At 72.2% G+C, this 20,059-nt stretch carries 19 protein-coding genes and 2 pseudogenes; 11 read left to right on the forward strand and 10 right to left on the reverse strand.

Features of this window, described 5'->3' with window-relative positions; translation table 11 throughout:
- Positions 1 to 3: 3 nt before the first annotated feature.
- Together ACKTSN_RS41860 and ACKTSN_RS41865 are read right to left on the reverse strand one after the other, a co-directional pair.
- Positions 4 to 819, reverse strand: a complete 816-nt coding sequence (locus tag ACKTSN_RS41860) for a hypothetical protein (protein ID WP_409473842.1) — start codon at positions 817 to 819, stop codon at positions 4 to 6.
- 7 nt (positions 820 to 826) lie between these two features.
- On the reverse strand, positions 827 to 1,888 hold the full coding sequence (locus ACKTSN_RS41865; RefSeq protein ID WP_409473843.1) for a LacI family DNA-binding transcriptional regulator: 1,062 nt from the start codon (positions 1,886 to 1,888) through the stop codon (positions 827 to 829).
- 189 nt (positions 1,889 to 2,077) lie between these two features.
- Here ACKTSN_RS41865 and ACKTSN_RS41870 point away from each other — a divergent pair, with 189 nt between their 5' ends.
- The 3 genes from ACKTSN_RS41870 (at position 2,078) to ACKTSN_RS41880 (ending at position 4,518) form a co-directional block, all read left to right on the forward strand.
- Positions 2,078 to 3,031 (forward strand): ROK family protein, encoded by a 954-nt coding sequence (locus ACKTSN_RS41870; RefSeq protein ID WP_409473844.1) that lies wholly within the window; start codon positions 2,078 to 2,080, stop codon positions 3,029 to 3,031.
- A 105-nt stretch (positions 3,032 to 3,136) separates the two neighbouring features.
- Positions 3,137 to 3,331 carry a hypothetical protein gene (locus tag ACKTSN_RS41875; protein ID WP_409473845.1) on the forward strand — a complete coding sequence of 65 codons (195 nt, stop codon included), beginning with the start codon at positions 3,137 to 3,139 and terminating at the stop codon, positions 3,329 to 3,331.
- 143 nt (positions 3,332 to 3,474) lie between these two features.
- Positions 3,475 to 4,518, forward strand: a complete 1,044-nt coding sequence (locus tag ACKTSN_RS41880) for an NUDIX hydrolase (RefSeq protein WP_409473846.1) — start codon at positions 3,475 to 3,477, stop codon at positions 4,516 to 4,518.
- Positions 4,519 to 4,560: 42 nt separating this feature from the next.
- Here ACKTSN_RS41880 and ACKTSN_RS41885 read toward each other — a convergent pair whose 3' ends face one another.
- Positions 4,561 to 5,916 carry a dipeptidase gene (locus ACKTSN_RS41885; protein WP_409473847.1) on the reverse strand — a complete coding sequence of 452 codons (1,356 nt, stop codon included), beginning with the start codon at positions 5,914 to 5,916 and terminating at the stop codon, positions 4,561 to 4,563.
- Positions 5,917 to 6,153: 237 nt separating this feature from the next.
- On the opposite strand from ACKTSN_RS41885, the gene ACKTSN_RS41890 reads away from it, so the two are divergent.
- Complete coding sequence (locus ACKTSN_RS41890) at positions 6,154 to 7,392, forward strand: geranylgeranyl reductase family protein (RefSeq protein WP_409475052.1); 1,239 nt, start codon at positions 6,154 to 6,156, stop codon at positions 7,390 to 7,392.
- Here the strand turns inward: ACKTSN_RS41890 and ACKTSN_RS41895 are convergent.
- The 3 genes and pseudogenes from ACKTSN_RS41895 to ACKTSN_RS41905 all read right to left on the reverse strand — a co-directional run.
- Positions 7,382 to 7,573 (reverse strand): annotated as a pseudogene (locus ACKTSN_RS41895) (deazaflavin-dependent nitroreductase); the annotation flags it as partial. The gene ACKTSN_RS41890 and the pseudogene ACKTSN_RS41895 sit on opposite strands and share 11 nt — an antisense overlap.
- 19 nt (positions 7,574 to 7,592) lie before the next feature.
- Positions 7,593 to 9,575, reverse strand: coding sequence for a zinc ribbon domain-containing protein (locus ACKTSN_RS41900; protein WP_409473848.1), 1,983 nt, complete (start codon positions 9,573 to 9,575; stop codon positions 7,593 to 7,595).
- 158 nt (positions 9,576 to 9,733) lie between these two features.
- Positions 9,734 to 9,987, reverse strand: a pseudogene (locus ACKTSN_RS41905) (deazaflavin-dependent nitroreductase); the annotation flags it as partial.
- A 186-nt stretch (positions 9,988 to 10,173) separates the two neighbouring features.
- Between ACKTSN_RS41905 and ACKTSN_RS41910 the strand changes: the two are divergent.
- Positions 10,174 to 11,400 carry a sensor histidine kinase gene (locus ACKTSN_RS41910; RefSeq protein WP_409473849.1) on the forward strand — a complete coding sequence of 409 codons (1,227 nt, stop codon included), beginning with the start codon at positions 10,174 to 10,176 and terminating at the stop codon, positions 11,398 to 11,400.
- A complete protein-coding gene (locus ACKTSN_RS41915) occupies positions 11,397 to 12,062 on the forward strand; it encodes a response regulator (protein ID WP_409473850.1) in 666 nt (221 codons plus the stop codon). The genes ACKTSN_RS41910 and ACKTSN_RS41915 overlap by 4 nt, the downstream gene beginning before the upstream one ends.
- Here the strand turns inward: ACKTSN_RS41915 and ACKTSN_RS41920 are convergent.
- Both ACKTSN_RS41920 and ACKTSN_RS41925 read right to left on the reverse strand, forming a co-directional pair.
- On the reverse strand, positions 12,023 to 12,307 hold the full coding sequence (locus ACKTSN_RS41920) for a DUF6332 family protein (RefSeq protein ID WP_409473851.1): 285 nt from the start codon (positions 12,305 to 12,307) through the stop codon (positions 12,023 to 12,025). The genes ACKTSN_RS41915 and ACKTSN_RS41920 overlap by 40 nt on opposite strands.
- A 70-nt stretch (positions 12,308 to 12,377) precedes the next feature.
- The gene (locus tag ACKTSN_RS41925) at positions 12,378 to 13,865 is read right to left on the reverse strand and encodes an MFS transporter (protein ID WP_409473852.1); all 1,488 of its coding nucleotides are present in this window, start codon (positions 13,863 to 13,865) and stop codon (positions 12,378 to 12,380) included.
- 86 nt (positions 13,866 to 13,951) lie between these two features.
- Between ACKTSN_RS41925 and ACKTSN_RS41930 the strand changes: the two genes are divergently transcribed.
- Positions 13,952 to 14,356 (forward strand): MarR family winged helix-turn-helix transcriptional regulator, encoded by a 405-nt coding sequence (locus tag ACKTSN_RS41930; RefSeq protein WP_409473853.1) that lies wholly within the window; start codon positions 13,952 to 13,954, stop codon positions 14,354 to 14,356.
- Between the two features lie 17 nt (positions 14,357 to 14,373).
- Here the strand turns inward: ACKTSN_RS41930 and ACKTSN_RS41935 are convergent, their stop codons facing one another.
- Both ACKTSN_RS41935 and ACKTSN_RS41940 read right to left on the reverse strand, forming a co-directional pair.
- The gene (locus ACKTSN_RS41935) at positions 14,374 to 15,117 is read right to left on the reverse strand and encodes a maleylpyruvate isomerase family mycothiol-dependent enzyme (RefSeq protein ID WP_409473854.1); all 744 of its coding nucleotides are present in this window, start codon (positions 15,115 to 15,117) and stop codon (positions 14,374 to 14,376) included.
- A 65-nt stretch (positions 15,118 to 15,182) separates the two neighbouring features.
- Complete coding sequence (locus tag ACKTSN_RS41940) at positions 15,183 to 15,872, reverse strand: helix-turn-helix domain-containing protein (protein ID WP_409473855.1); 690 nt, start codon at positions 15,870 to 15,872, stop codon at positions 15,183 to 15,185.
- A 629-nt stretch (positions 15,873 to 16,501) separates the two neighbouring features.
- On the opposite strand from ACKTSN_RS41940, the gene ACKTSN_RS41945 reads away from it, so the two are divergent.
- From ACKTSN_RS41945 to ACKTSN_RS41960, 4 genes are all read left to right on the forward strand, one after another.
- Positions 16,502 to 17,194 carry a universal stress protein gene (locus ACKTSN_RS41945; RefSeq protein WP_409473856.1) on the forward strand — a complete coding sequence of 231 codons (693 nt, stop codon included), beginning with the start codon at positions 16,502 to 16,504 and terminating at the stop codon, positions 17,192 to 17,194.
- A gap of 259 nt (positions 17,195 to 17,453) precedes the next feature.
- Positions 17,454 to 18,659: a globin domain-containing protein gene (locus ACKTSN_RS41950; protein WP_409473857.1), complete on the forward strand. Its 1,206-nt coding sequence runs from the start codon at positions 17,454 to 17,456 to the stop codon at positions 18,657 to 18,659.
- A gap of 41 nt (positions 18,660 to 18,700) precedes the next feature.
- Entirely contained in the window at positions 18,701 to 19,024 is a 324-nt protein-coding gene (locus ACKTSN_RS41955) for a hypothetical protein (protein WP_409473858.1), read from the forward strand.
- 157 nt (positions 19,025 to 19,181) lie between these two features.
- Positions 19,182 to 20,054, forward strand: coding sequence for an MFS transporter (locus ACKTSN_RS41960; protein WP_409473859.1), 873 nt, complete (start codon positions 19,182 to 19,184; stop codon positions 20,052 to 20,054).
- Positions 20,055 to 20,059: the final 5 nt, after the last annotated feature.

The following is a 20,059-nucleotide window of genomic DNA, read 5'->3' on the forward strand; positions in this document are numbered from 1 at the left end:
ACGTCACTTCCCGTTCGCCGGTGTGCCCGGACTCCCCGGCTGCTGAGCCCGTACGTACCGTTCCAGGCCGGAGGCAGTCGCCAACTGCTCCTCGGCGAACAGCCGCGTGCCCCGCTCGCACAGCCGGCGGTCGGCGCGGGCCCGTGCGCAGAACTCCGCGGGCGTGGTGCCGAACAGCTTCCGCAACCTGGGCAGGGTGACGAGGAGTTCGGTGAGCAGGGCGCGCTGCCCGGGATGCGTGCGGGGCGCGGGGGAGCCGTTGTGCAGGACGCCATGGCGGTTGACGTACACGTACGCGCCGGGCAGCGGCTCGCCGTTCTCCAACTCGATCCGCACCTCGGGCGCGGGCAGCCAGGCGCGGGCGAAGTTGCCGTGCGGCAGCGGCACGCCCTCACTCGCATCGACCACCGCGAGCTGCTCGGCGTCGAGCCAGATGACGAACAACTCCCGTACGACTCCCGGCGCGTCGAACGGGGAAGCGCTCACGTAGCCGAGGCGGCTCACGTGGGCGGAGACACCCACGTCGATACCCGTGACCCGGGCCTTGACCATCGGGACGGGTGAGGTGATTCCGAACTGGGCCATCTTGTGGCGCAGTTGGCCGGGGCAGGCGTTGGAGCCGACGGCCAGGACCGGGGTGCGGTCCTCGTGCACCAGGCGGATGAGCGGCAGCAGCCGGTCCCCGTCGAGCAGCCCCGACATCTGCGGCCAGGCACCCGGATAGCTCAGCGGACGTTCGCGGGGCGCCTCCGCCAGCCCCAGCGCCTCCAGGGTGCGGTCCGGCCCGTCATGCCGCGGCTGCTTCGCGTGTTCCTCCATGGACCGCTCAGTCTGCCGGCGGCAGCTCGCCGGAGCCGCGGGTGATCAGCCGGGTCGGCAGTTCGATGCGCTCCGGGACGACGAGCGAGCCGTCCAGCTGGCGGAACAGCCGTTCCGCGGCGGTGCGGCCGAGGGCGGCCGCGTCCTGGGCGACCACGGTCACCCCCGGCTGAAGCAGGTCGGCGAGTTCGATGTCGTCGAAGCCGACCAGGGCGACCTGCCGGGACTGCTCGGCCAGGACACGGATCACGGTGACCGTCACGCGGTTGTTGCCCGCGAAGACCGCGGTGACCGGGGCGGGGCCGGAGAGCATCTCCTCGGCCGCCCGGCGCACCCGGCGCGGATCGGTGATGCCCAGGGACACCCAGGACTCCTCGACCGGTATGCCGGCGTCCTCCATCGCGGCCCGGTAGCCGCGCAGCCGCTCCGCCGCGGTGTGGATACGGGGCATGTCGCCGATGAAACCGATCCGCCGGTGACCGTGCGCGATCAGGTGCGCGACGCCGTCCCGGGCGCCGCCGTAGCTGTCCGACAGGACGACATCGGCGTCGATCTTCCCGGCCGGACGGTCCACGAACACCGTGGCGACACCCGCTTTGAGCTCGGGTTCCAGATAGCGGTGGTCGTCACCGGCCGGGATGACGACCAGCCCGTCCACCCGCCGCGCGCACAGCGCCAGCACCAGCTCCTGCTCGCGCTCGGGGTCCTCGGCGCTGGAACCGTTGATCAGCAGGGCGCCGTGGGCGCGGGCCACCTCCTCGACCGCGCGGCTGAGTGGCCCGTAGAACGGGTCGGCCAGGTCCTCCAGGACCAGCCCGATGCTGGCCGTACGGCCCTTGCGCAGCACCCGCGCGCTGTCGTTGCGCCGGAAGCCGAGCGCCTCGATGGCCTCCTGGACGCGGCGCTCGGTCTCCGGCGTGACCCCCGGTTCACCGTTGACGACCCGGGAGACCGTCTTCAGTCCGACCCCGGCACGGGCCGCGACGTCCTTCATGGTCGGCCGGTTGCCGTAGCGGTTCGCGGAGAGATTCGCGGAGAGGCGGTCTGCTCGGCGGTGGGTCTCGGGCACGGTGCGGTGTCCTGTCCTGTGGTCCGGGGATGCGTCGGTCCATGGTTTGTATGAGGATGTGGCGTCGAGCATAGAGCCTGGACAACGTTGTCAGACGCAGGGGAGACTGTCCACCGCAATCTCCGGCCCGCGCCCCACCGCTGGACCGGCCGGCCCTTTTACCCAGGTTGACGGGGAGATCCGACACTGATGCACACCGACCTCGTGGCCGCGCTCGACATCGGCGGAACCAAGATCGCAGGCGCGCTGGTGGACGGCGGCGGTCGGATCGTGGTGCGCGCCCAGCGCCCCACGCCCGCCCAGCAGGACGGCGACACCGTGATGCGGGCGGTCGAGGAGGTGATCGGCGAGCTGATCGCGGCGCCGCTGTGGGGCCGCGCGAGCGCCGTCGGCATCGGCAGCGCAGGTCCGGTGGACGCCTCGGCGGGCACGGTCAGCCCCGTGAACGTGCCCGGTTGGCGCGACTATCCACTCGTGGAGCGGGTCCGGGCTGCGGCCGGCGGACTGCCCGTCGAGCTGATCGGCGACGGCGTCGCGATCACCGCCGCCGAGCACTGGCAGGGCGCCGCGCGAGGCCACGACAACGCGCTGTGCATGGTGGTCTCCACCGGCGTCGGCGGTGGCCTGGTCCTCAACGGGCGGCTTCACCCCGGCCCCACCGGCAACGCGGGCCACATCGGTCACATCAGCGTGGATCTCGACGGCGATCCCTGCCCGTGCGGTGCGCGCGGCTGTGTGGAGCGCATCGCCAGCGGCCCCAACATCGCGCGCCGCGCCCTGGAGGCCGGCTGGCGGCCCGGCCCCGACGGCGACACCTCCGCCGCCGCGGTGGCCGCCACCGCACGCGCCGGCGACCCGGTCGCCGTGGCCTCCTTCGAACGCGCCGCCCAGGCCCTGGCTGCCGGTATCGCGGCCACCGCGACCCTCGTCGAGATCGACATCGCGGTCATCGGCGGGGGAGTGGGCAAGGCGGGCGATGTCCTCCTCTCCCCCCTGCGCAAGGCCCTCGGCGACTACGCGACGCTGTCGTTCGTCCAGGGGCTGAAGGTGATGCCGGCTCAGATGGGCACGGACGCAGGCCTGGTGGGGGCCGCCGCGGCCGCCCTGGCGAGCCGGACGGACGCCACGGCGGCGGGGGTGTGAGCGCCGTCGGCAGGAACGTTCACTCCCGGTCGGACAGGGTCCCACGGGCCGACAGACCCGGGACAGGTGCGTGACCCCGGACCGGGTCCGTCGGTTGAACCGGGCATGAAGAAGCGCAGCATGCTCGCCATTGCCTCCCTCGCCACCGGATTCGTCGTCGCGGCGGTCACCCCCTCTCAGGCCGGCGGTGAGGGGACCGGCAAGCCCAAGGCGGACGACACCCTGAGCACCCTCGACAAGACCGGCGTCGGCGACAGCCTGACCCTGGAGGATCGCACGCCCGGCGGGCAGGAGAACTGACGCAGCCGCCACAGCCGCACCGCGAGGCGCCGGCCCCCGGAAAGGGGTGCCGGCGCCTCCGCTTGTGCACCCTCAACTGGGCCTGGTTTCCGTGGCAGGGTGGAACGGGCAAGCCACAGGGGTCCAACAGAAGAGGGGGAAACGTGACCGTCGTCTGGATCAACGGCGCGTTCGGTGCGGGGAAGACCACCACTGCACGGGAACTGATCGAACTGATCCCGAACAGCACGCTCTTCGACCCCGAGGTCATCGGCGGCGAACTGACACATCTGCTGCCGGCCAAACGCCTCGCCGAGGTCGGCGACTTCCAGGACCTGCCGATCTGGCGACGCCTCGTCATCGACACCGCGGCCGCGCTGCTCGCCGAACTCGGCGGCACCCTCGTCGTGCCCATGACCCTGCTGCGCCAGGAGTACCGCGACGAGATCTTCGGCGGTCTCGCAGCCCGCCGTATCACCGTCCGGCATGTGCTTCTCACCCCGGCCGAAACGATCCTGCGCGACCGAATAGCGAACCGTGAGCTCCCGCCCGACGTGCCCGACGGCGAGATACGCACACGCCAGTGGTCGTACGACCGCATCGAGCCGTACAAGGCCGCCCTCGCCTCCTGGCTGACCGCCGACGCCCACCCCGTCGACAACGGCGCCCTCGCCCCGTACGAGACCGCCTCCCGTATCGCCGAGGCCGTCGCCTCCGGGGCCGTGCCCGTCTGTGACATCGTGCAGACCCCCGAACCCACCGCCGAGACGCTGGCCGCCGGTGTCCTCCTCTTCGACGAAAAGGGCCGCGTGCTGCTCGTCGACCCCACCTACAAGGCGGGCTGGGAGTTCCCCGGCGGTGTCGTCGAACCCGGCGAGGCGCCCGCCCGGGCCGGCATGCGCGAGGTCGCCGAGGAGACCGGGATCCACCTCGACGACGTACCCCGCCTGCTGGTCGTCGACTGGGAGGCGCCCGCACCGCCCGGCTACGGCGGGCTGCGCCTCCTCTTCGACGGCGGGAGCCTCGACTCCGCCGAGGCCCGTGAGGTGCTGCTGCCCGGACCCGAGCTGCGCGCCTGGCGCTTCGTCACCGAGGAGGAGGCCGCCGGCCTGCTGCCGCCGGTGCGCTACGAGCGGCTGCGCTGGGCACTGCGGGCCCGCGAACGTGGCGCGGCGCTCTACCTGGAGGCCGGGATCCCGGTCGGCTGAGCGCAGCTGTCCGCGCTCAGCCGGGGGCGTGGCGGAGGCCGGTCAGCTCGCCGCGTAGTTGCGCAGGAACACGGCCTCCGCCACCGACAGCCGCTCCAGTTCCTCGGGGGACACGCTCTCGTCCACGGCGTGGATCTGGGCCTCCGGCTCGCTCAGGCCGATGAGGAGGATCTCCGCGCGCGGGTAGAGCGCGGCGAGGGTGTTGCACAGCGGGATCGAGCCGCCCTGCCCCGCGTACTGCATCTCCTGGTCCGGGTATGCCACCGCCATCGCGTCGGCCATCGCCTGGTACGCCGGGCTGGTCGTGTCGGCGCGGAACGCCTGGCCCTGGCCGATCTGCTCGGTGCTCACCCGCGCACCCCACGGCGTGTGGGCCTCGATGTGCGCCTGGAGCAACTTGGTCGCCTCGGCCGCGTCCACGCCCGGCGGTACCCGCAGGCTGATCAGCGCCCGGGCGCTCGCCTGCACGGACGGGGTGGCGCCGACGACCGGCGGGCAGTCGATACCGAGCACGGTGACCGCCGGACGCGCCCAGATCCGGTCGGCGACCGTACCGGAGCCGATCAGACCGACGCCGTCGAGCACCTTGGCGTCCTTGCGGAACTGCTCGTCCTCGTACTGCAGCCCCTCCCACCGCGCCTCGGACGTGAGTCCTTCGACCGTCGTCGAACCGTCCTCCGCACGCAGCGAGTCCAGTACGCGGATCAGCGCGGCCAGCGCGTCCGGCGCCGCGCCGCCGAACTGGCCCGAGTGCAGGTTGCCTTCGAGCGTGTCGACCTGCACACGGACCAGGGTCATGCCCCGCAGGGTCGAGGTCACCGTCGGCAGCCCGACGCGGAAGTTACCCGCGTCGCCGATGACGATCGTGTCGGCCTCCAGGAGCTCCGGGTGCTCCTCGGCGTACCGCTCCAAGCCGCCCGTGCCCGTCTCCTCGGACCCCTCGGCGATCACCTTGACGTGCACCGGCACGCCGCCGTTCGCCTTGAGCGCGCGCAGCGCCAGCAGATGCATGATCACGCCGCCCTTGCAGTCGGCGGCACCACGCCCGTACCAGCGGCCGTCGCGCTCGGTCAGTTCGAAGGGCGGGGTCGTCCAGGCGGCCTCGTCCAGCGGCGGCTGCACGTCGTAGTGGGCGTAGAGCAGGACCGTCTTGGCGCCCTCGGGACCGGGCAGGTAGCCGTACACCGACTGGGTCCCGTCCGGGGTGTCGAGCAGCGCCACGTCCTCGAAGCCCTCGGCGCGCAGCGCGTCCGCCACCCAGCGCGCGGCGCCCTCGCTCTCGCTCCGCGGGAACTGGTCGAAGTCCGCCACCGACTTGAAGGCCACCAGCTCGGCGAGCTCCGCCTTCGCCCTGGGCATCAGCGAGGCGACAGTCTCGGCGACCGGATTCGACGACATGGGCACGCTCCTCGTGGGTGCGACGTTGTACTTCTCGATACGGATCTGCGCGGTGGGCCCGTGGTGTGGTGCACGGACATCCGCTGCGGTGCGCACGGATGACCGCGCGCATGCAGGCGCGCCCTGGTGTGCAGGGCGCATACGCTGCCGATCCTGCCACAGTGGCCTGCGGCGATGCCCACCGTAGGATGCGGGGGACAGATGCGGCAGGCGGCGGATCAGGAGCAGCAGACCATCGTGAGCAGCGAGAACTCTTCGGCGGACGACGACGTGCGGCAGGTGTGGGACGTCGTCGTGGTGGGCGCGGGACCCGCAGGGGCTTCGGCCGCCTACGCGGCGGCGGTCGCGGGACGGCGCGTGCTGTTGCTGGAGAAGGCGGAGCTGCCCCGGTACAAGACGTGCGGCGGCGGGATCATCGGCCCTTCGCGCGACGCGCTGCCGCCCGGCTTCGAACTGCCTCTGCAGGACCGGGTGCACGCGGTGACGTTCTCCAACAACGGACGGTTCGCCCGTACCCGGCGCTCCAGGCAGATGCTCTTCGGGCTGGTCAACCGGCCCGAGTTCGACCAGCAGCTCGTCGAGCAGGCTCAGAAGGCGGGCGCCGAACTCCGCACGGGCGTCACGGTGTCGCGGGTCGAGCAGCACGGACCGGCGGTGCCCGACCGGCGTACGGTCGCCGTCATCCTGCAGGGCGGTGAGACGGTGCTGGCACGTGCGGTGGTCGGCGCGGACGGCAGCGCCAGCCGGATAGGAGCCCACGTCGGCGTCAAACTCGACCAGGTGGACCTCGGCCTGGAGCTGGAGATCCCGGTTCCGGAGACGGTCGCCGAGGACTGGAAGGGGCGCGTCCTCATCGACTGGGGGCCGATTCCCGGGAGTTACGGCTGGGTCTTCCCCAAGGGCGACACGCTGACGGTCGGAGTGATCTCCGCACGCGGTGAAGGCGCCGCGACCAAGCGCTACTTGGAGGACTTCGTCGGGCGGCTGGGACTCGCCGGCTTCGAACCGAGCATCTCCTCCGGCCACCTGACCCGCTGCCGCGCCGACGACTCGCCGCTGTCGCGCGGGCGGGTGCTGGTGTGCGGGGACGCGGCGGGGCTGCTGGAGCCGTGGACGCGGGAGGGCATCTCCTTCGCACTGCGGTCGGGGCGACTCGCGGGGGAGTGGGCGGTACGGATCGCCGAGGCGCACGACGCGGTGGACACCCGTCGGCAGGCCCTGAACTACGCGTTCGCGATCAAAGCGGGACTGGGCGTGGAGATGGCCGTCGGCAAGCGCCTGCTGACGGTGTTCGAGCGGCGTCCCGGTCTCTTCCATGCGGCCGTGACCGGGTTCCGGCCCGCATGGAAGGCGTTCATGGACATCACGCGCGGCGCCACGTCACTGGGCGAGATCGTCCGCAGTCATCCCCTGGCCCAGCGCGCCCTGACTGCGCTGGACCGCCGGCCGGCGCCGGGTGGCGAGGTCAGCTCCTGACGCCCGTGGCGTTCGTGTAGGTGATCTGGAAGACGGGGTGGTCGGGGGCGATACGACGCAGCTCCTCGTCCGAGGAGTCGGGACCGACACCTTTGAAGAAGACGCCGACTTCGGCCTTCCAGCGCCTGAGATAGGCGCGCAGCAGCGCGGGCTTGTCGTCGTCGGCGATCTCGGTCCACGTTCTTGCCGAGCGTCTCTGATCAGCTTGGTGATCCCGTGCCAGGCGTGGTGACTGGTGTGGGATCTGCCCATCGTGGAGGGGTGGCGTGGGCGTGCAGGTGGAAGCCAGCGCCCAGTGCTGCTCCTCGTGGCCGGTGTCGGCTGGTGGTGGGTGTGCTGATCGTCGTCACGCCCTGGTGCCGGTGGGCTGCGCGGGGCAGCCTCGTCCGGTCCGTTGGTGCGTGTCCCTCCGGACGCTTGCCCGCCGGACCCGAGGGGCCGGTGGGGGAGGGTGCCCTGCGTCGCCTGGGCGCGGGGCGCGTGTTTCGGCGCCGGGTGGGGCCGGTCTTGGACCGGTCCGTCCGGCGGGTCTCGGCGGTCGGGGTGACGACCGCTTTCGTTTCTAGCGTGGCCACCACCGTGCGGATCACCATCTGCCCGGTGGCCCGGTCGGTGACGGTCCTGGCCTGGTGCGTGAGACCGCGTGCGGCGATGCGCTGCCATGAGCCGTGGTCGCGGCCGCCCTGCCAGCCGCATCCGGTCCGGTCGGGGCAGAGGGCCCATTTCCAGCCCGCCGTGATGGGGCGGTCGGGGGCTTTGCGGTGCCGCAGCGGGGCCAGACACCGGGGGCAGTGCCGGGAGGTGTTGCGGGGCGGGACGGTGACGACGGCGATCCCCGCTTCGGCGGCGAAGTGCCGGATGCGGTCGGCGATCTGGCCGCGCACGGTCTGGGACAGGCGGGTGTTGTGGGTGCGGCCCATGCCGCCCGCTTCCATCGACCGCAGGTCTTCCAGGTAGATGACCGTGGCTCGGACGGCGATGGCCTGGTCCACGGCCCAGCGGGCGGCGGCCCGGGCGAGGGCGTCGTTGAGGTTGGAGCGGCGGTCGCAGACGCGGCGGGTCTCCTCAACCAGCACATCGTGTCGGCCGGTGAGCGGATGACTGGCGGTGTCGCCGATGAGCCGCCGGTACTGGCCGGCCTTGGCGTGCAGGGACTCGGCCAGGCGCCGCAGGCGGTGCTGCCTGGCCAGGATCCCGGCGGCCCGGAACTGGGCGCCGTGCCCGAGCGCGGTGATGTGCCCGTCGTCGTACAGCCGGGCGGCGCCCGCGGACAGCAGGGTGTTCAGGCCCCAGTCCACGCCGAGGGCCACTGTGTGGCCGCTACGGTGGGCCTTGGGGACGGCGTGGGTGTAGGCCAGGTCGGCGCGCACCTTCCCGCCCGTGAGGCGCAGGGTGGGCAGGTGCAGCACCGCACCGGGCGGGACCGTGGGCGGCAGCGTGATGATGCAGGCCACCCACGTCCAGTCCCGGTAGGAGCGCGGGTCGGATCGGGTGGGCAGCTGCAGGCGCAGCAGCGCCCGCTGCGGGTCGTCCTCGCCGCGTTCGATGGTGGCCTGCTGGCCGTCACACGCCGACAGCAGCAGCATCCGCGCCGCCCGGGGCGGGGCCTCCAGCTCGAACACATCGGCGGGCAGGCGGCCGTGCTTCGCGGCGAAGGCGGTGATCTGCCGGGTGCGCGAGCGGATCACGCCCGACGGGAGAGATCGGCCGCCGGGGACCGCCTCCCGTACCCGGTCCCACTCCCCGGGGGTGCGCCGGCCCGGATCGCACGGCCACGTCTGAAGGACCGCGGACGTCAGCTCGGCCCGCCAGCCGGCCGAGCGCAGGGCACGCCCGGCCTGTTCCTGGGCCATGCGCACGATCCGGTCATTGACCCTCACGCCCGCGGCCGGGACGGCCGTCCAGCCCAGCCGGCGCAGCGCCATCCACGCGTTCGACGGCAGCTTCCGCCCGCCCGCGTCCTCCCCCGCAGCCAGCACGCCCACATCGGCGGCGTTCCAGTGCCCGGCCAGCAGCTCGGCGGCCATGCCGGACACCAGATCAGCCGCCCAGCCGACCCGCTGCGCCAGCGCAGCGGCCGACAGCACCTCACCCGTCTGCTCCACCACGCCCGCCCGCAGCCGACCCCGGGCACAGGCGGTCCGGGTGGTCTCGCCGTCACCGAGCGGCAGCTTCCGGCTCACCAGTCCCCCTTCCCCGCCCGCGGTGCCGTCATCCGAGCAACGACACACCCACGAAAAGGTCACGCATTCGAACCACGCACTCAGATACGACACCGTGCTGGCCACACGGCACGACACCGACGGACGACACATCGCCACGGACACCAAAGGAAACACACGAGCCTGAGCTCGCCGCCGCTCGCGGCCCGCGTGTGTGCGTCCACGGGACGTGGCCGCAGGGGGCGACGAGGTACTGCTGTCCGTCCACGGTCAGCAGGTTCACAGGGGTGGTCCGCCACTCGCCGCTCTTGCGGCTGCGGACCGCGAGGACGCGGGAGCCCCAGATGCTGATGCCGCGACGGGTCATCCCGGCCACCGCGCGTTTGAAGACGTTGACGGTGAACCAGCCGGGCTTCTGGACGTGGGTGGACATGCGGGCTTCCTAAGACCGGGGCGCGGACGAGCGCGTCCCGCGGACGGCCGGCCCGTCACAGGACGGGGCTGCGCCGGCTGCGGATCAGGGAGTCCGGCGAAGCGGGGAGGTACTTCGCCGGGAGTACGTGTGATCACCTCGCCCGGGTGACGCCGTCGGTGGCGCGCGCGGTCTAGCGTGGCGGTCATGGAGGAGCAGCGCATACGGCGGGGCGGACCGCCCATGCGGTGGGGTCACGGGCCGCCGTGGCTGAACCGCTGGGACGAGGAGCGTGCGGTCCGGTGGCCCTGGCGCTCCACGGTGCTCCTGACCGTCTTCGTGCTGACGGGCTCCAACTTCGCCGCGCACGCCCAGGAGGGCGAGCGGGCGGCCCTCGACCTCTTCGCGCGCGTGCTGCTGCTCGTGGCCGCAGGACAGTTGCTGTGGCGGCTGCGGTACCCGGTGCCCGTCGTGTTCGGCACCGCGGCGACCGTCGCGGTGTACCTGGGTGCCGGATACCCCTACGGGCCGGTCCTGCTGGCCGTAGCGGTCGCCTGTTTCAGCGCGGTCGTCGCGGGCCGGCGCAGGGCTGCCTGGGCCGCTCTCGGGATGCTCTGGGCGGCGCATGTGCTGGTCGCCCACTGGCTCTACCGATGGCTGCCGCCGTCGGGGGACGGGCCCGCCTCCTGGGGGCAGGAAATCGTGATCGCCACCTGGGTGGTGGCGATCGTGGCGCTGTCGGAGCTGGCCCGGATCCGCCGGGAGCAGTGGGCGCGGGAGCGGGCCGAGCGTGCGCAGGCGGCGCGTCGCCGCGCGGACGAGGAGCGGCTGCGGATCGCCCGCGAGCTGCACGACGTCCTCGCGCACAGCATCTCCGTCATCAACGTGCAGGCGGGCGTCGGACTGGCGCTGCTCGACACCGACCCCGAGCAGGCGCGCACCGCGCTCACCACCATCAAGGCCGCCAGCAAGGAGGCGCTCGGAGAGGTACGCCAGGTGCTCGACACCCTGCGCACGTCGGGGGACGCGCCGCGCGCGCCGGCGCCCGGCCTCGACCGGCTGCCCGAGCTGGTGGAGCAGGCGGCGAGCGCGGGTCTGACCGTGGCGGTCGAGGGCGAGCCGCCCCGCCTCCCGCCGGGCACGGACCTCGCCGCGTTCCGCATCGTCCAGGAGGCCCTCACCAACGTCGTACGGCACTCCGGCTCCCGGTACGCGCGCGTGCACCTCGATCACACCGCCGGTGCACTGCGGCTGCGTATCGACGACGACGGGCCGGCGACCGGCGCCGACGCGGGCGGCAGCGGCAACGGACTGGCCGGAATGCGGGAGCGGGCCGCCGCTCTGGGTGGCACGATCGAGGCGGGCCCGCGGCCTGACGGCGGCTTCCGGGTGCTCGCCGTGCTGCCGCTCACCGCGCAGAAGGAGAACCGGTGATCCGCGTACTGCTCGCCGACGACCAGTCACTGGTCCGGGCCGGTTTCCGTGCCCTGCTGGACGCCCAGCCCGGTATCGAGGTGGTCGGGGAGGCCTCCGACGGTGCGGAGGCGCTGCGCAAGGTTCGCGAACTGCGGCCCGACGTCGTGCTGATGGACATCCGGATGCCCGCGCTCGACGGCCTCGCCGCGACCCGCCACATCACCGAGGACGCGGGCCTCGAGGACGTCAAGGTGGTCATGCTGACGACGTTCGAGCTGGACGAGTACGTCTTCGAGGCGATCCGCTCGGGCGCCTCCGGGTTCCTGGTCAAGGACACGGAACCGGAGGAACTCCTGCGCGCGGTACGGGCGGTGGTCGCGGGTGACGCACTGCTCTCACCGGGCGTGACGCGCCGGCTGATCGCCGAGTTCGCGGCCCGCTCCAAGGAGCCCGCGGCCGCGGACGCCCTCGCCGAACTCACCGAGCGGGAACGGGAGGTGATGGCCCTGGTGGGCATCGGTCTGTCCAACGAGGAGATCGCCCGCCGCCTGGTCGTCAGCCCGCTCACCGCCAAGACCCACGTCAGCCGCACGATGGTGAAGCTGGGCGCCCGGGACCGGGCCCAACTGGTCGTGCTGGCCTACGAGTCGGGGCTGGTACGGCCCGGCTGGCTGGGCTGAACCGCGTGCCGGAACCGGGCGAGGACGGCGACCACCCGGGCGATGAACAGGACCGGCGCGAGAACGAGGCCCGTGCGGACCAGCAACGTCTCCACCACATCGGGCAGTTCGAAGAGCAACGCCGGACCGGCGACCGCCCCGAGGACCACCGCCGCCGCGAACGCCGCACTGCACAGCGCGTACCCGATCTCGACGGTGATCGCATCCCGCTCGGCCTGCGTGCGCCGTCCCCCGTGCCTGGTCATCCGGCAAGTCAAGCAGGCGTGGGCCCGGCGGAGCAACAGCCCGCCGGGCCCACGCGTCGGAGACGGCCCCCTAGTCGCGGACCGGCACGCGCTCCGCGTCCGTCTCCTTCACCAGGGACTGGGACTGGGCGACCACCACCGACTGCCGGGCGCGTGGGGTGCGCAGACCCGACAGTGCGATCAGCAGGCCGGCGACGGCGATGACCGTGACCACGATCAGTCCGGGGCGGTAGCTGTCGAGGACGGCCTGCGGTGAGGCGTTCTCCGGGGCGCCCGCGGTGACCACCGCCGTCACGACCGCGAGGAAGATCGCCCCGCCGACCTGCACGGACGTGTTGAGCAGGCCGGAGACCATGCCCTGTTCGTGGTCGTCGACGCCGTTGGTGGCCTGGATGTTGAGCGACGGGAAGACCAGCGCACAGGCCGCGCCGATCAGCAGCATGCTGGGCAGGATGGCGGCGGCGTAGACCGGGTCGAGGTCGACGCCGAGGAACAGCGCGTATCCGACGACCATCAGCGCGAAGCCCACCGCGAGGAGCCGCTGGGTGCCGAACCGGCCGACGATCGAACCCACTGTCGTCGAGGAGATCGCCACCAGCACGCCGGCCGGCAGGAAGGCGAGGGCCGTGTGCAGGGCGGACCAGCCGAGCAGTGACTGCATGTACAGCGTGACGATGAACTGGAAGCTCACATACGACCCGAAGAAGGTCATGGCGCCGAGCTGGGCACGGATCTGGGTACCGGAACGCAGCACGCCGAGCCGGATCAGCGGTCCTGGGGAGCGCCGCTCCACCACGACGAACACCGTGAGGAGGACGGCGACGGCGAGGAAGGACAGCAGCGTGCGGGCGGAGGCCCAGCCGACCTCAGGGGCCTGTACGACGGTGAAGACCAGCAGCAGCATCGAGGCGGTGCCGAGAACGGCGCCCGGGATGTCGTAGCCGTTGTGGTCGCGCTCGCGGGAGCTGCGCGGCAGCAGCTTCAGGCCCGCGATCAGGGCGATCAGGGCGATGGGCGCGGGCAGCAGCATGGTCAGGCGCCAGCTGGCCTCGGTGAGCAGGCCGGACAGCACCAGGCCCATCGAGAATCCGGTGGCCGCGCAGGTGGTGTAGATGGACAGGGCCCGGTTGCGCAGCGGGCCCTGCGGGAACGTCGTCGTGATGATCGACAGGCCGGCGGGTGCCGTGAAGGCCGCGCTCAGGCCCTTGATGAAGCGGCTGGCGATCAGCAGCGGGCCGGAGTCGACGAGTCCGCCGAGCAGCGAGGCGAGCGCGAAGACGCCCAGGGCCACCAGGAACACCTGGCGCCGGCCGAGCAGGTCGGCGGTGCGGCCGCCGAGCAGGAGCAGACCGCCGTAGCCCAGGATGTAGCCGCTGACGATCCATTGCAGTGCCGAGGTGGACAGGCCGAGGTCGGAGCCGATGGACGGCAGGGCGACGCCGACCATCGACACGTCCAGGGCGTCGAGGAACATCGCGGCGCAGAGCACCAGCAGGGTGCCCCACAGCCGGGGGGTCCAGCGTCCCTCGGACGCGGAAGTGGTGAGCGGAGAGGTCATGCTTCGGCACACTACATGCACATACATTGATTGCAAGCGCATTTAATGTCTGCGCAATGAATTTACTTCTCTGCTACCGTGCGGACATGGCGACGAAAAGCGCCGAGCCGGCGCTTGTGGAGCAGTGGCGGGGCATCCTCGCGCTGCATGCGCGCACGCAGTGCGAGATCGACCGTGCCCTGCACCAACACGGCCTGTGCGCCAGTGATTTCGAGGTGCTCGACGTCCTGGCCGGCGGCGCCGCGGCGGACGGCGTCTGCGCGTACCGCGTCCAGGAGATCTCCGAGCGCGTCCATCTCACCCAGAGCGCGCTGTCGCGGCTGATCGCGCGGCTGGAGAAGGACGGGCTCGTCGAACGCACCATGTGCCCGGAGGACCGTCGCGGCGTCCGAGTGACGCTCACCGGCAAGGGCCGCGCCCTGCACGGTGAGGTGCTGCCGGTGCAGCGGGCGGTGCTGACCCGGATGCTGGCGGGCGGCTCGGCCGGCTGACGCTCCGGAGCGGGCGATCACCTCAAGACGATGGCCGACTTCTCCCGCCACAGGTCGGCCAGCAAGGCGTCACCGGTGACGCCGGGGAACGGCAACCGGTTCCACAGCGCCAGGTAGAGCCGCGCGGCCGGTCCGGACAGTTCACAGTCGGCGGCACCCGCGTCGCTCCGCTCCGTCACGGGTGGTTCGGGCGACAGTTGTACGGTCCACACCGCGTCGTCCGCGTCCGTCGCCCGCACCCGCAGCACCCGGGGCACATCGGTGCGGACCCTGCTCTTGGCGCGGGCGTGGAATCCGCGCAGCAGCTCGTCGATGCCGTCCACCGCAAAGTCGACGGCGATCTCCTCGCCCGGACCGCCGCGCGCCGCCTCCGCGTCGACCCGGTGCACGGTCGTCTCGTGCGCCTGCCGCCTGGCCCAGAACGCGAGCGGCGAGGGGGCGGGCAGGAAGTGCCAGCAAGCGACGTCGGGTTGCGCGGCGGTGAGGGTGTCGACGAGTCGACGGTGCCCATCGCGGAACCAGGTCACCAGGTCGGCGCCGTCGAGGTCAGGGAGCTCCTCGCCGGGGTGGTGGTACGAGGTGCGGGCATCGGCGACGTACGCCGTCGCCCAGCGGTGCACCATGCCCGTGTGCCGCAGCAGGTCCTTCACCTGCCAGTCCGGGCAGGTCGGCACCTTGGCCTCGGTGCCGGCCTCCGTGGCAGCCAGGGCCAGGGCGCGGCCCTCCCGGTCGAGTGTGCGGACGAAGTCGGCGGTCTGCATGGTGCCGAGTCTGCCGCATGGAGCGGGGGCGAAGGGAAGAAGACGTATGACCGGCCGCTGCGGAGCTACAGGCTGGACATGATCCGACGCCCGGTCATGCTCAGGGGCTCGATGCTCACCCACACATCCCGCCGGCCGCCGACCCAGGGGGCGCTGTACGTCTGGCTCTCCAGTCGGCTCACCGCGTCAGGATCCGTCACGGCCCGGGCGTGGCCGCGTACCAGCACACTCCAGCCCTGGCTGAGTGCGTCGTCGACGTGGTCGACCTCGAAGGCGACCTGGGTGTCCACAGCCCGCCAGGGCGTCGTGCCGGGGGCGGTCCTGAAGACGATCGCACCGTCGACGACGCTGTAGTTGACGGGGACGACAGCCGGCCCCGAGATGTCCGGCACCGCGACCCTCCCCACGCCGTGAGTCGACAGCAGCGCCCGGCACTCCTGGGCGCTCAGCTCCACGAACACGGGGGCGCGGGCGGCCTGCCCGAGGCCGGCCGGCAGGTCGGCGCGGCCACCGGTGAGCTCGTTCAGAGAGGTTCCCAAGCTGCCCGCCAGCTTGCGGAGGACGCCCGTACCCGGCAGTGCGGTGGGGCACTCCTCCAGATACTGCAGGTAGCTCGGCGGTACGCCCGCCCGCGCGGCCGTTTCGTACAGCGTCAGGCCGGCTTCGGCGCGTCGCCGGGCGAGGCGTCGTCCGAGGTCGCCCGGCCGGAGTCCCTCAGCGGGGCTCACCAGGTTCGGCGATGTCTGCTTGGTCATGTCCTTCACGTCCTCTCGTCAGCCGCCCGGTCGGCGACGACCTCGTGCAGTGTGCCGTCGACCGTGGCGTACGTGGACGAGCGCGTCGCCGGCGTCCTTGATGCCGGAGTCCGGGACGTCCGACCGGGCGGATTGTCCAGGACCGGGGTACCCCTTGAGGGCGCTTCCTCCTCGGTGTCCTGTGGCTCCGTACTCCCTCGGGGTTCGCCGGAGGGGGCGGGGCACCGGACGGGCGTGGATGCGGTGCCAGGAAGCTCCGCAGGTTCAGCGTGGCCTGGGCAAGTGGCATCCGCTTGGGCCGAAGGTCCTTGTTCGTCCGAGCGAGTGGGTCGAAGGGTCCGACCGCTGGGACGCGATCGCCGCGCACCGGGCCTCCTGTGCCGGGCGCGGAACCGCGTGTGTGGCCTCCTCGATGACCTTGTCCGCACGCCTGCTGGGGGCGGTTGTGGTGCAGCGGGCTCCGCAGTCGCCTGCTGCGGAGCCGAAGCGCGGCTTTGGGAAGATTTCGGGATCCCTGGGCCGAACGGCCCGGGTCGGGCCGGACGGGCCCTGCTCACCGACCGAGGCGCGGTGTCACCGTGGGGTGAGAAAAGCCCTCAGTGTCCGTGAGAGGGGCGCTGATCATCGGGATGTCGGAGCACATCGTGAAGGCTGCCGCGGAGCGGGCCCACGCCCGCGACCCGAGCGTAGGGGTCTCCACCGATGTCCTGCCCGAGGACCCCGAAAGGGCGCTGCTGCGGGAGGCCCACAACGCCGCGGTCCTCGTCATGGGGCACCGCGGGCGTGGAACGGTCACCGAGCTACTGCTCGGCTCGGTCAGCCTCGCGGTGGCAGCCCAGGCGTACTGCCCGGTGGTCGTCGTGCGCGGCAGTGACGCAAGCCTCGCCGGCAAGTGCGGCCGGGTAGTGCTCGGTATCGGCAACATCGAGCACGGGACGACCCCCATCCGGTTCGCCTTCCGCGAGGCGCAGAGCCGCCGGAGCGTTCTCGATGCCGTCCGTACGTGGCGGTGCCCGGCCCACGAGGACACTGATCCCCCGCTGCTGGCCGGCACGCTCGCCCGGCATCATGAGGACCAGGCCGCCCGGCTGCTCGACGAGGCGATGCGCGAACCCGAACGCGAGTACGCAGACGTCGAGGTACGGCGCATCCTGGTCGAGGGCCCGGCCAAGGAGGCCCTTCTGCAACGGGCCGCCCACGCCGATCTGCTGGTGATCGGCGCTTGGCGACGTGGACACATCGGCCTGCAGTTCGGCCAGGTGAACCACGCGCTCCTCCACGCCGCCGACTGCCCGGTGGCCGTCGTCCCGCAGTGGCGCTGAAACCAGGGGTCGACTACACCTCCGGCCCACGTCGGCTGGACGGCAACGATGCCGGGGGCGGGCGGATCGGTAGGGCCGTCCGGACCCGAGCCATGCCCGGCCTGTGGGGCCGAACGGACCGACGTCCAGGGACGTTAGGCCCCGATCGACCGCTGGGGCCGCAATCACGGCCAATGAGGCAGATCCGACCTGATAGACGTGACATGGCTGCGATTGCGAGCGGCCCTTCCCCGAACACCCGTACTCCGGTAGGAGACCCATGCTTACGCCCGAGTCGGCCGCTGTCATCCGTGCCACCCTGCCCGCCGTCGGCGGGGCCCTGGACGACATCACGGCACGCTTCTACGACCAGATGTTCAGTGAGCACCCCGAGCTGCTGGACGGCCTGTTCAACCGCGGCAACCAGGCCAGCGGCGAACAGCGCAGGGCGTTGGCCGGGTCCATAGCGGTGTTCGCCGCGGCGCTGCTCGCCGATCCCGAGACCCGGCCGGACGCGCTGCTGTCCCGGATCGCGCACAAGCACGCCGCGCTGGGCGTGACCGAGGACCAGTACACGGTCGTCCACAAGTACCTGTTCCGCGCCATCGGCGACGTGCTCGGTGACGCGGTCACCCCTGAGGTCGCCGCTGCCTGGGACGAGGTGTACTGGCTGATGGCCGGCGCCCTGATCGCCCAGGAGGCCCGGCTCTACCAGGAGGCGCACGTCGACCCGCGTCATCCCTGGCGGCAGTGGACCGTGGTGGAGCGCCGCGAGGAGACCCCCGACGCCGTGTCCTTCCTGCTGCGTCCGGCCGACGGCGGCCCGGTGCCGCCCGCCCGTGCCGGGCAGTACGTCAGCGTCCGGGTGCGGATGCCCGACGGCGTGCACCAGGTCCGCCAGTACAGCCTGTCGAACGCGCCCGGCGAACAGCTGCGTCGCATCACCGTCAAGCGCGTCGCGAGCGTGGCCGCCGCGCCGGAGGGCGAGGTGTCCAACCACTTGCACCGCACCGTCCGCACCGGTGCCGAGCTGACCCTGTCCGCACCGTTCGGCGACGTGGTGCTCGACAACGCCGACACCCCGCTGCTGCTGGTCTCGGCGGGCATCGGCTGCACCCCGATGGTCGGCATGCTGGAGCACCTCGCGGCGACCGGGTCGGAGCGCCCGGTCCGCGTGCTGCACGCCGACCGCTCCCCGGCCGACCACGCCCTGCGTGCGGACACCCGCCGGATCATCGGTGAACGGCCGGATGCCCAGGCCCAGTTCTGGTACGAGCAGGACGCAGCCGACGAACCGGGCGCCCGTACCGGACTGATGGACCTGGGCGACCAGGACCTGCCCGCGGACGCCGACGTCTACCTGTGCGGCGCGCTGCCCTTCATGCGTGCCGTGCGCGCCCAGTTGCTGCAGGCAGGTGTCCCCGCGCGCAGGATCCGGTACGAGGTCTTCGGCCCCGACCTGTGGCCGGCCCACGCGGAGGGCTGAGAGAACCGGCCGGTAGGCTCTGCCGCCCAGACCTTGAGTGGATGGCGAGCCGCGCAGTGATACGAGACCTTTACAACGTCCGGGTGCTGCCCGCGGAGGGCGCCACCACACCGCTGACCGACGAGGAAGAGCAGCGCTTCCGGGCTGTGTTGTTCAGCGAACTCGGCAACAAGGTCGCCGACCAGGGCTGGGCGCGTTTCCCGGCGTATACGCCGGAAGACCGCCGTCGGCTGGTCGACGTCGTGCACCGCCTCACCACCTACTGGGGACAGCAGGTGTTCGTCGAAGCCGAGGACCAGTGCAGTCTCAGGCTCTGCCTCGCCGGATACGAAGCGCAGGCGAAGACGTTGTCGCCGCGGTCCTGAGTCTGCCCTTCCACCGCGTTTCCCGGGCGAGGCCACCCGGTCCGTAGCTGCTGTTTCGACTGAGACGCACGGGCAACTTGGACACGGGTGCGTCGGGTGGGACGGCTGGTCACTGCTGTCCGGTGCCGTGCTACCGCCTGAGGAAGGGACGGACGGCATGCTCGAGTCGGCGAGGAACAACAGGGACACGTCAGGGCCGGGCTCGTCGCCGCCCGGCAGAGCCTGGTTGATGCTGGCCCTGGCCACGGTGGGCTTCGCCGTGAACTTCTGGGCATGGGCGCTGCTCAGCCCGCTCGGACCCCGCTTCAAGGACAGCCTCGACCTGACCTCCTTCGAGCAGTCGCTGCTGGTCGCGGTGCCGGTGGTGGCCGCGCTGATGCTGCGGGACGCCCCCGGCCGTACCGTGCCGGCCGAGCCGCTGGCCCGCCGCCTGACTGCCACCCTGCGGCTCGGCATCACCTGGCAGGCGTCCGCCCTGTACGCCGTCGCCTTCGGCGGCTACGTGGCCTTCTCCGTGTACCTGCCGACCTACCTGAGGACCGGCTACGGCCTCGCACAGGCGGACGCGGCGAACCGGATGGCCGGGTTCGTGCTGCTCACGGTGGCCATGCGGCCGGTGGGCGGCTGGCTGTCGGACCGTATGGGCCCGGTGCGGGTGCTGGGCTGGTCACTGGCCGTGGTGATGGCCGGGGCCGTCGTGCAGTCGTTCACCCCGTCCCTGGTGCCGCTGGGCACGCTCGCCTGCCTCGCCATGGCCGGCGCGCTCGGCGCGGGCAGCGGCGCGGTGTTCGCCCTGGTTGCGCTGCTGGCCCCGGCGAGCAAGGTCGGCTCGGTCACCGGCATCGTCGGCGCCGCGGGCGGTCTGGGCGGCTTCGTCCCGCCGCTGGTGATGGGCTCGCTGTACGGCGCCTACGGCTCGTACGCGATCGGCCTGGCCCTGCTCGCGCTGGTCGCGGCAGCGGCCCTCGCCTTCACCGGCACCGGCGTGCGCCACGCCGTCTCCCGGCGCGTGCCCGCGCAGCAGCACTGAGGGAG

The sequence above is a fragment of the Streptomyces flavusporus genome (assembly GCF_046267975.1).
In the GTDB taxonomy this organism is placed as follows: domain Bacteria; phylum Actinomycetota; class Actinomycetes; order Streptomycetales; family Streptomycetaceae; genus Streptomyces; species Streptomyces flavusporus.

What these genes read in the sequence shown, in the direction of transcription:
- ACKTSN_RS41860 (WP_409473842.1), bottom strand. Translation starts at nt 819, where the DNA reads ATGGAGGAACACGCGAAGCAGCCGCGGCATGACGGGCCGGACCGCACC.
- ACKTSN_RS41870 (WP_409473844.1), top strand. Translation starts at nt 2,078, where the DNA reads ATGCACACCGACCTCGTGGCCGCGCTCGACATCGGCGGAACCAAGATC.
- ACKTSN_RS41875 (WP_409473845.1), top strand. Translation starts at nt 3,137, where the DNA reads ATGAAGAAGCGCAGCATGCTCGCCATTGCCTCCCTCGCCACCGGATTC.
- ACKTSN_RS41885 (WP_409473847.1), bottom strand. Translation starts at nt 5,916, where the DNA reads ATGTCGTCGAATCCGGTCGCCGAGACTGTCGCCTCGCTGATGCCCAGG.
- ACKTSN_RS41910 (WP_409473849.1), top strand. Translation starts at nt 10,174, where the DNA reads ATGGAGGAGCAGCGCATACGGCGGGGCGGACCGCCCATGCGGTGGGGT.
- ACKTSN_RS41920 (WP_409473851.1), bottom strand. Translation starts at nt 12,307, where the DNA reads ATGACCAGGCACGGGGGACGGCGCACGCAGGCCGAGCGGGATGCGATC.
- ACKTSN_RS41925 (WP_409473852.1), bottom strand. Translation starts at nt 13,865, where the DNA reads ATGACCTCTCCGCTCACCACTTCCGCGTCCGAGGGACGCTGGACCCCC.
- ACKTSN_RS41930 (WP_409473853.1), top strand. Translation starts at nt 13,952, where the DNA reads ATGGCGACGAAAAGCGCCGAGCCGGCGCTTGTGGAGCAGTGGCGGGGC.
- ACKTSN_RS41935 (WP_409473854.1), bottom strand. Translation starts at nt 15,117, where the DNA reads ATGCAGACCGCCGACTTCGTCCGCACACTCGACCGGGAGGGCCGCGCC.
- ACKTSN_RS41940 (WP_409473855.1), bottom strand. Translation starts at nt 15,872, where the DNA reads ATGACCAAGCAGACATCGCCGAACCTGGTGAGCCCCGCTGAGGGACTC.
- ACKTSN_RS41945 (WP_409473856.1), top strand. Translation starts at nt 16,502, where the DNA reads ATGTCGGAGCACATCGTGAAGGCTGCCGCGGAGCGGGCCCACGCCCGC.
- ACKTSN_RS41950 (WP_409473857.1), top strand. Translation starts at nt 17,454, where the DNA reads ATGCTTACGCCCGAGTCGGCCGCTGTCATCCGTGCCACCCTGCCCGCC.
- ACKTSN_RS41955 (WP_409473858.1), top strand. Translation starts at nt 18,701, where the DNA reads ATGGCGAGCCGCGCAGTGATACGAGACCTTTACAACGTCCGGGTGCTG.
- ACKTSN_RS41960 (WP_409473859.1), top strand. Translation starts at nt 19,182, where the DNA reads ATGCTCGAGTCGGCGAGGAACAACAGGGACACGTCAGGGCCGGGCTCG.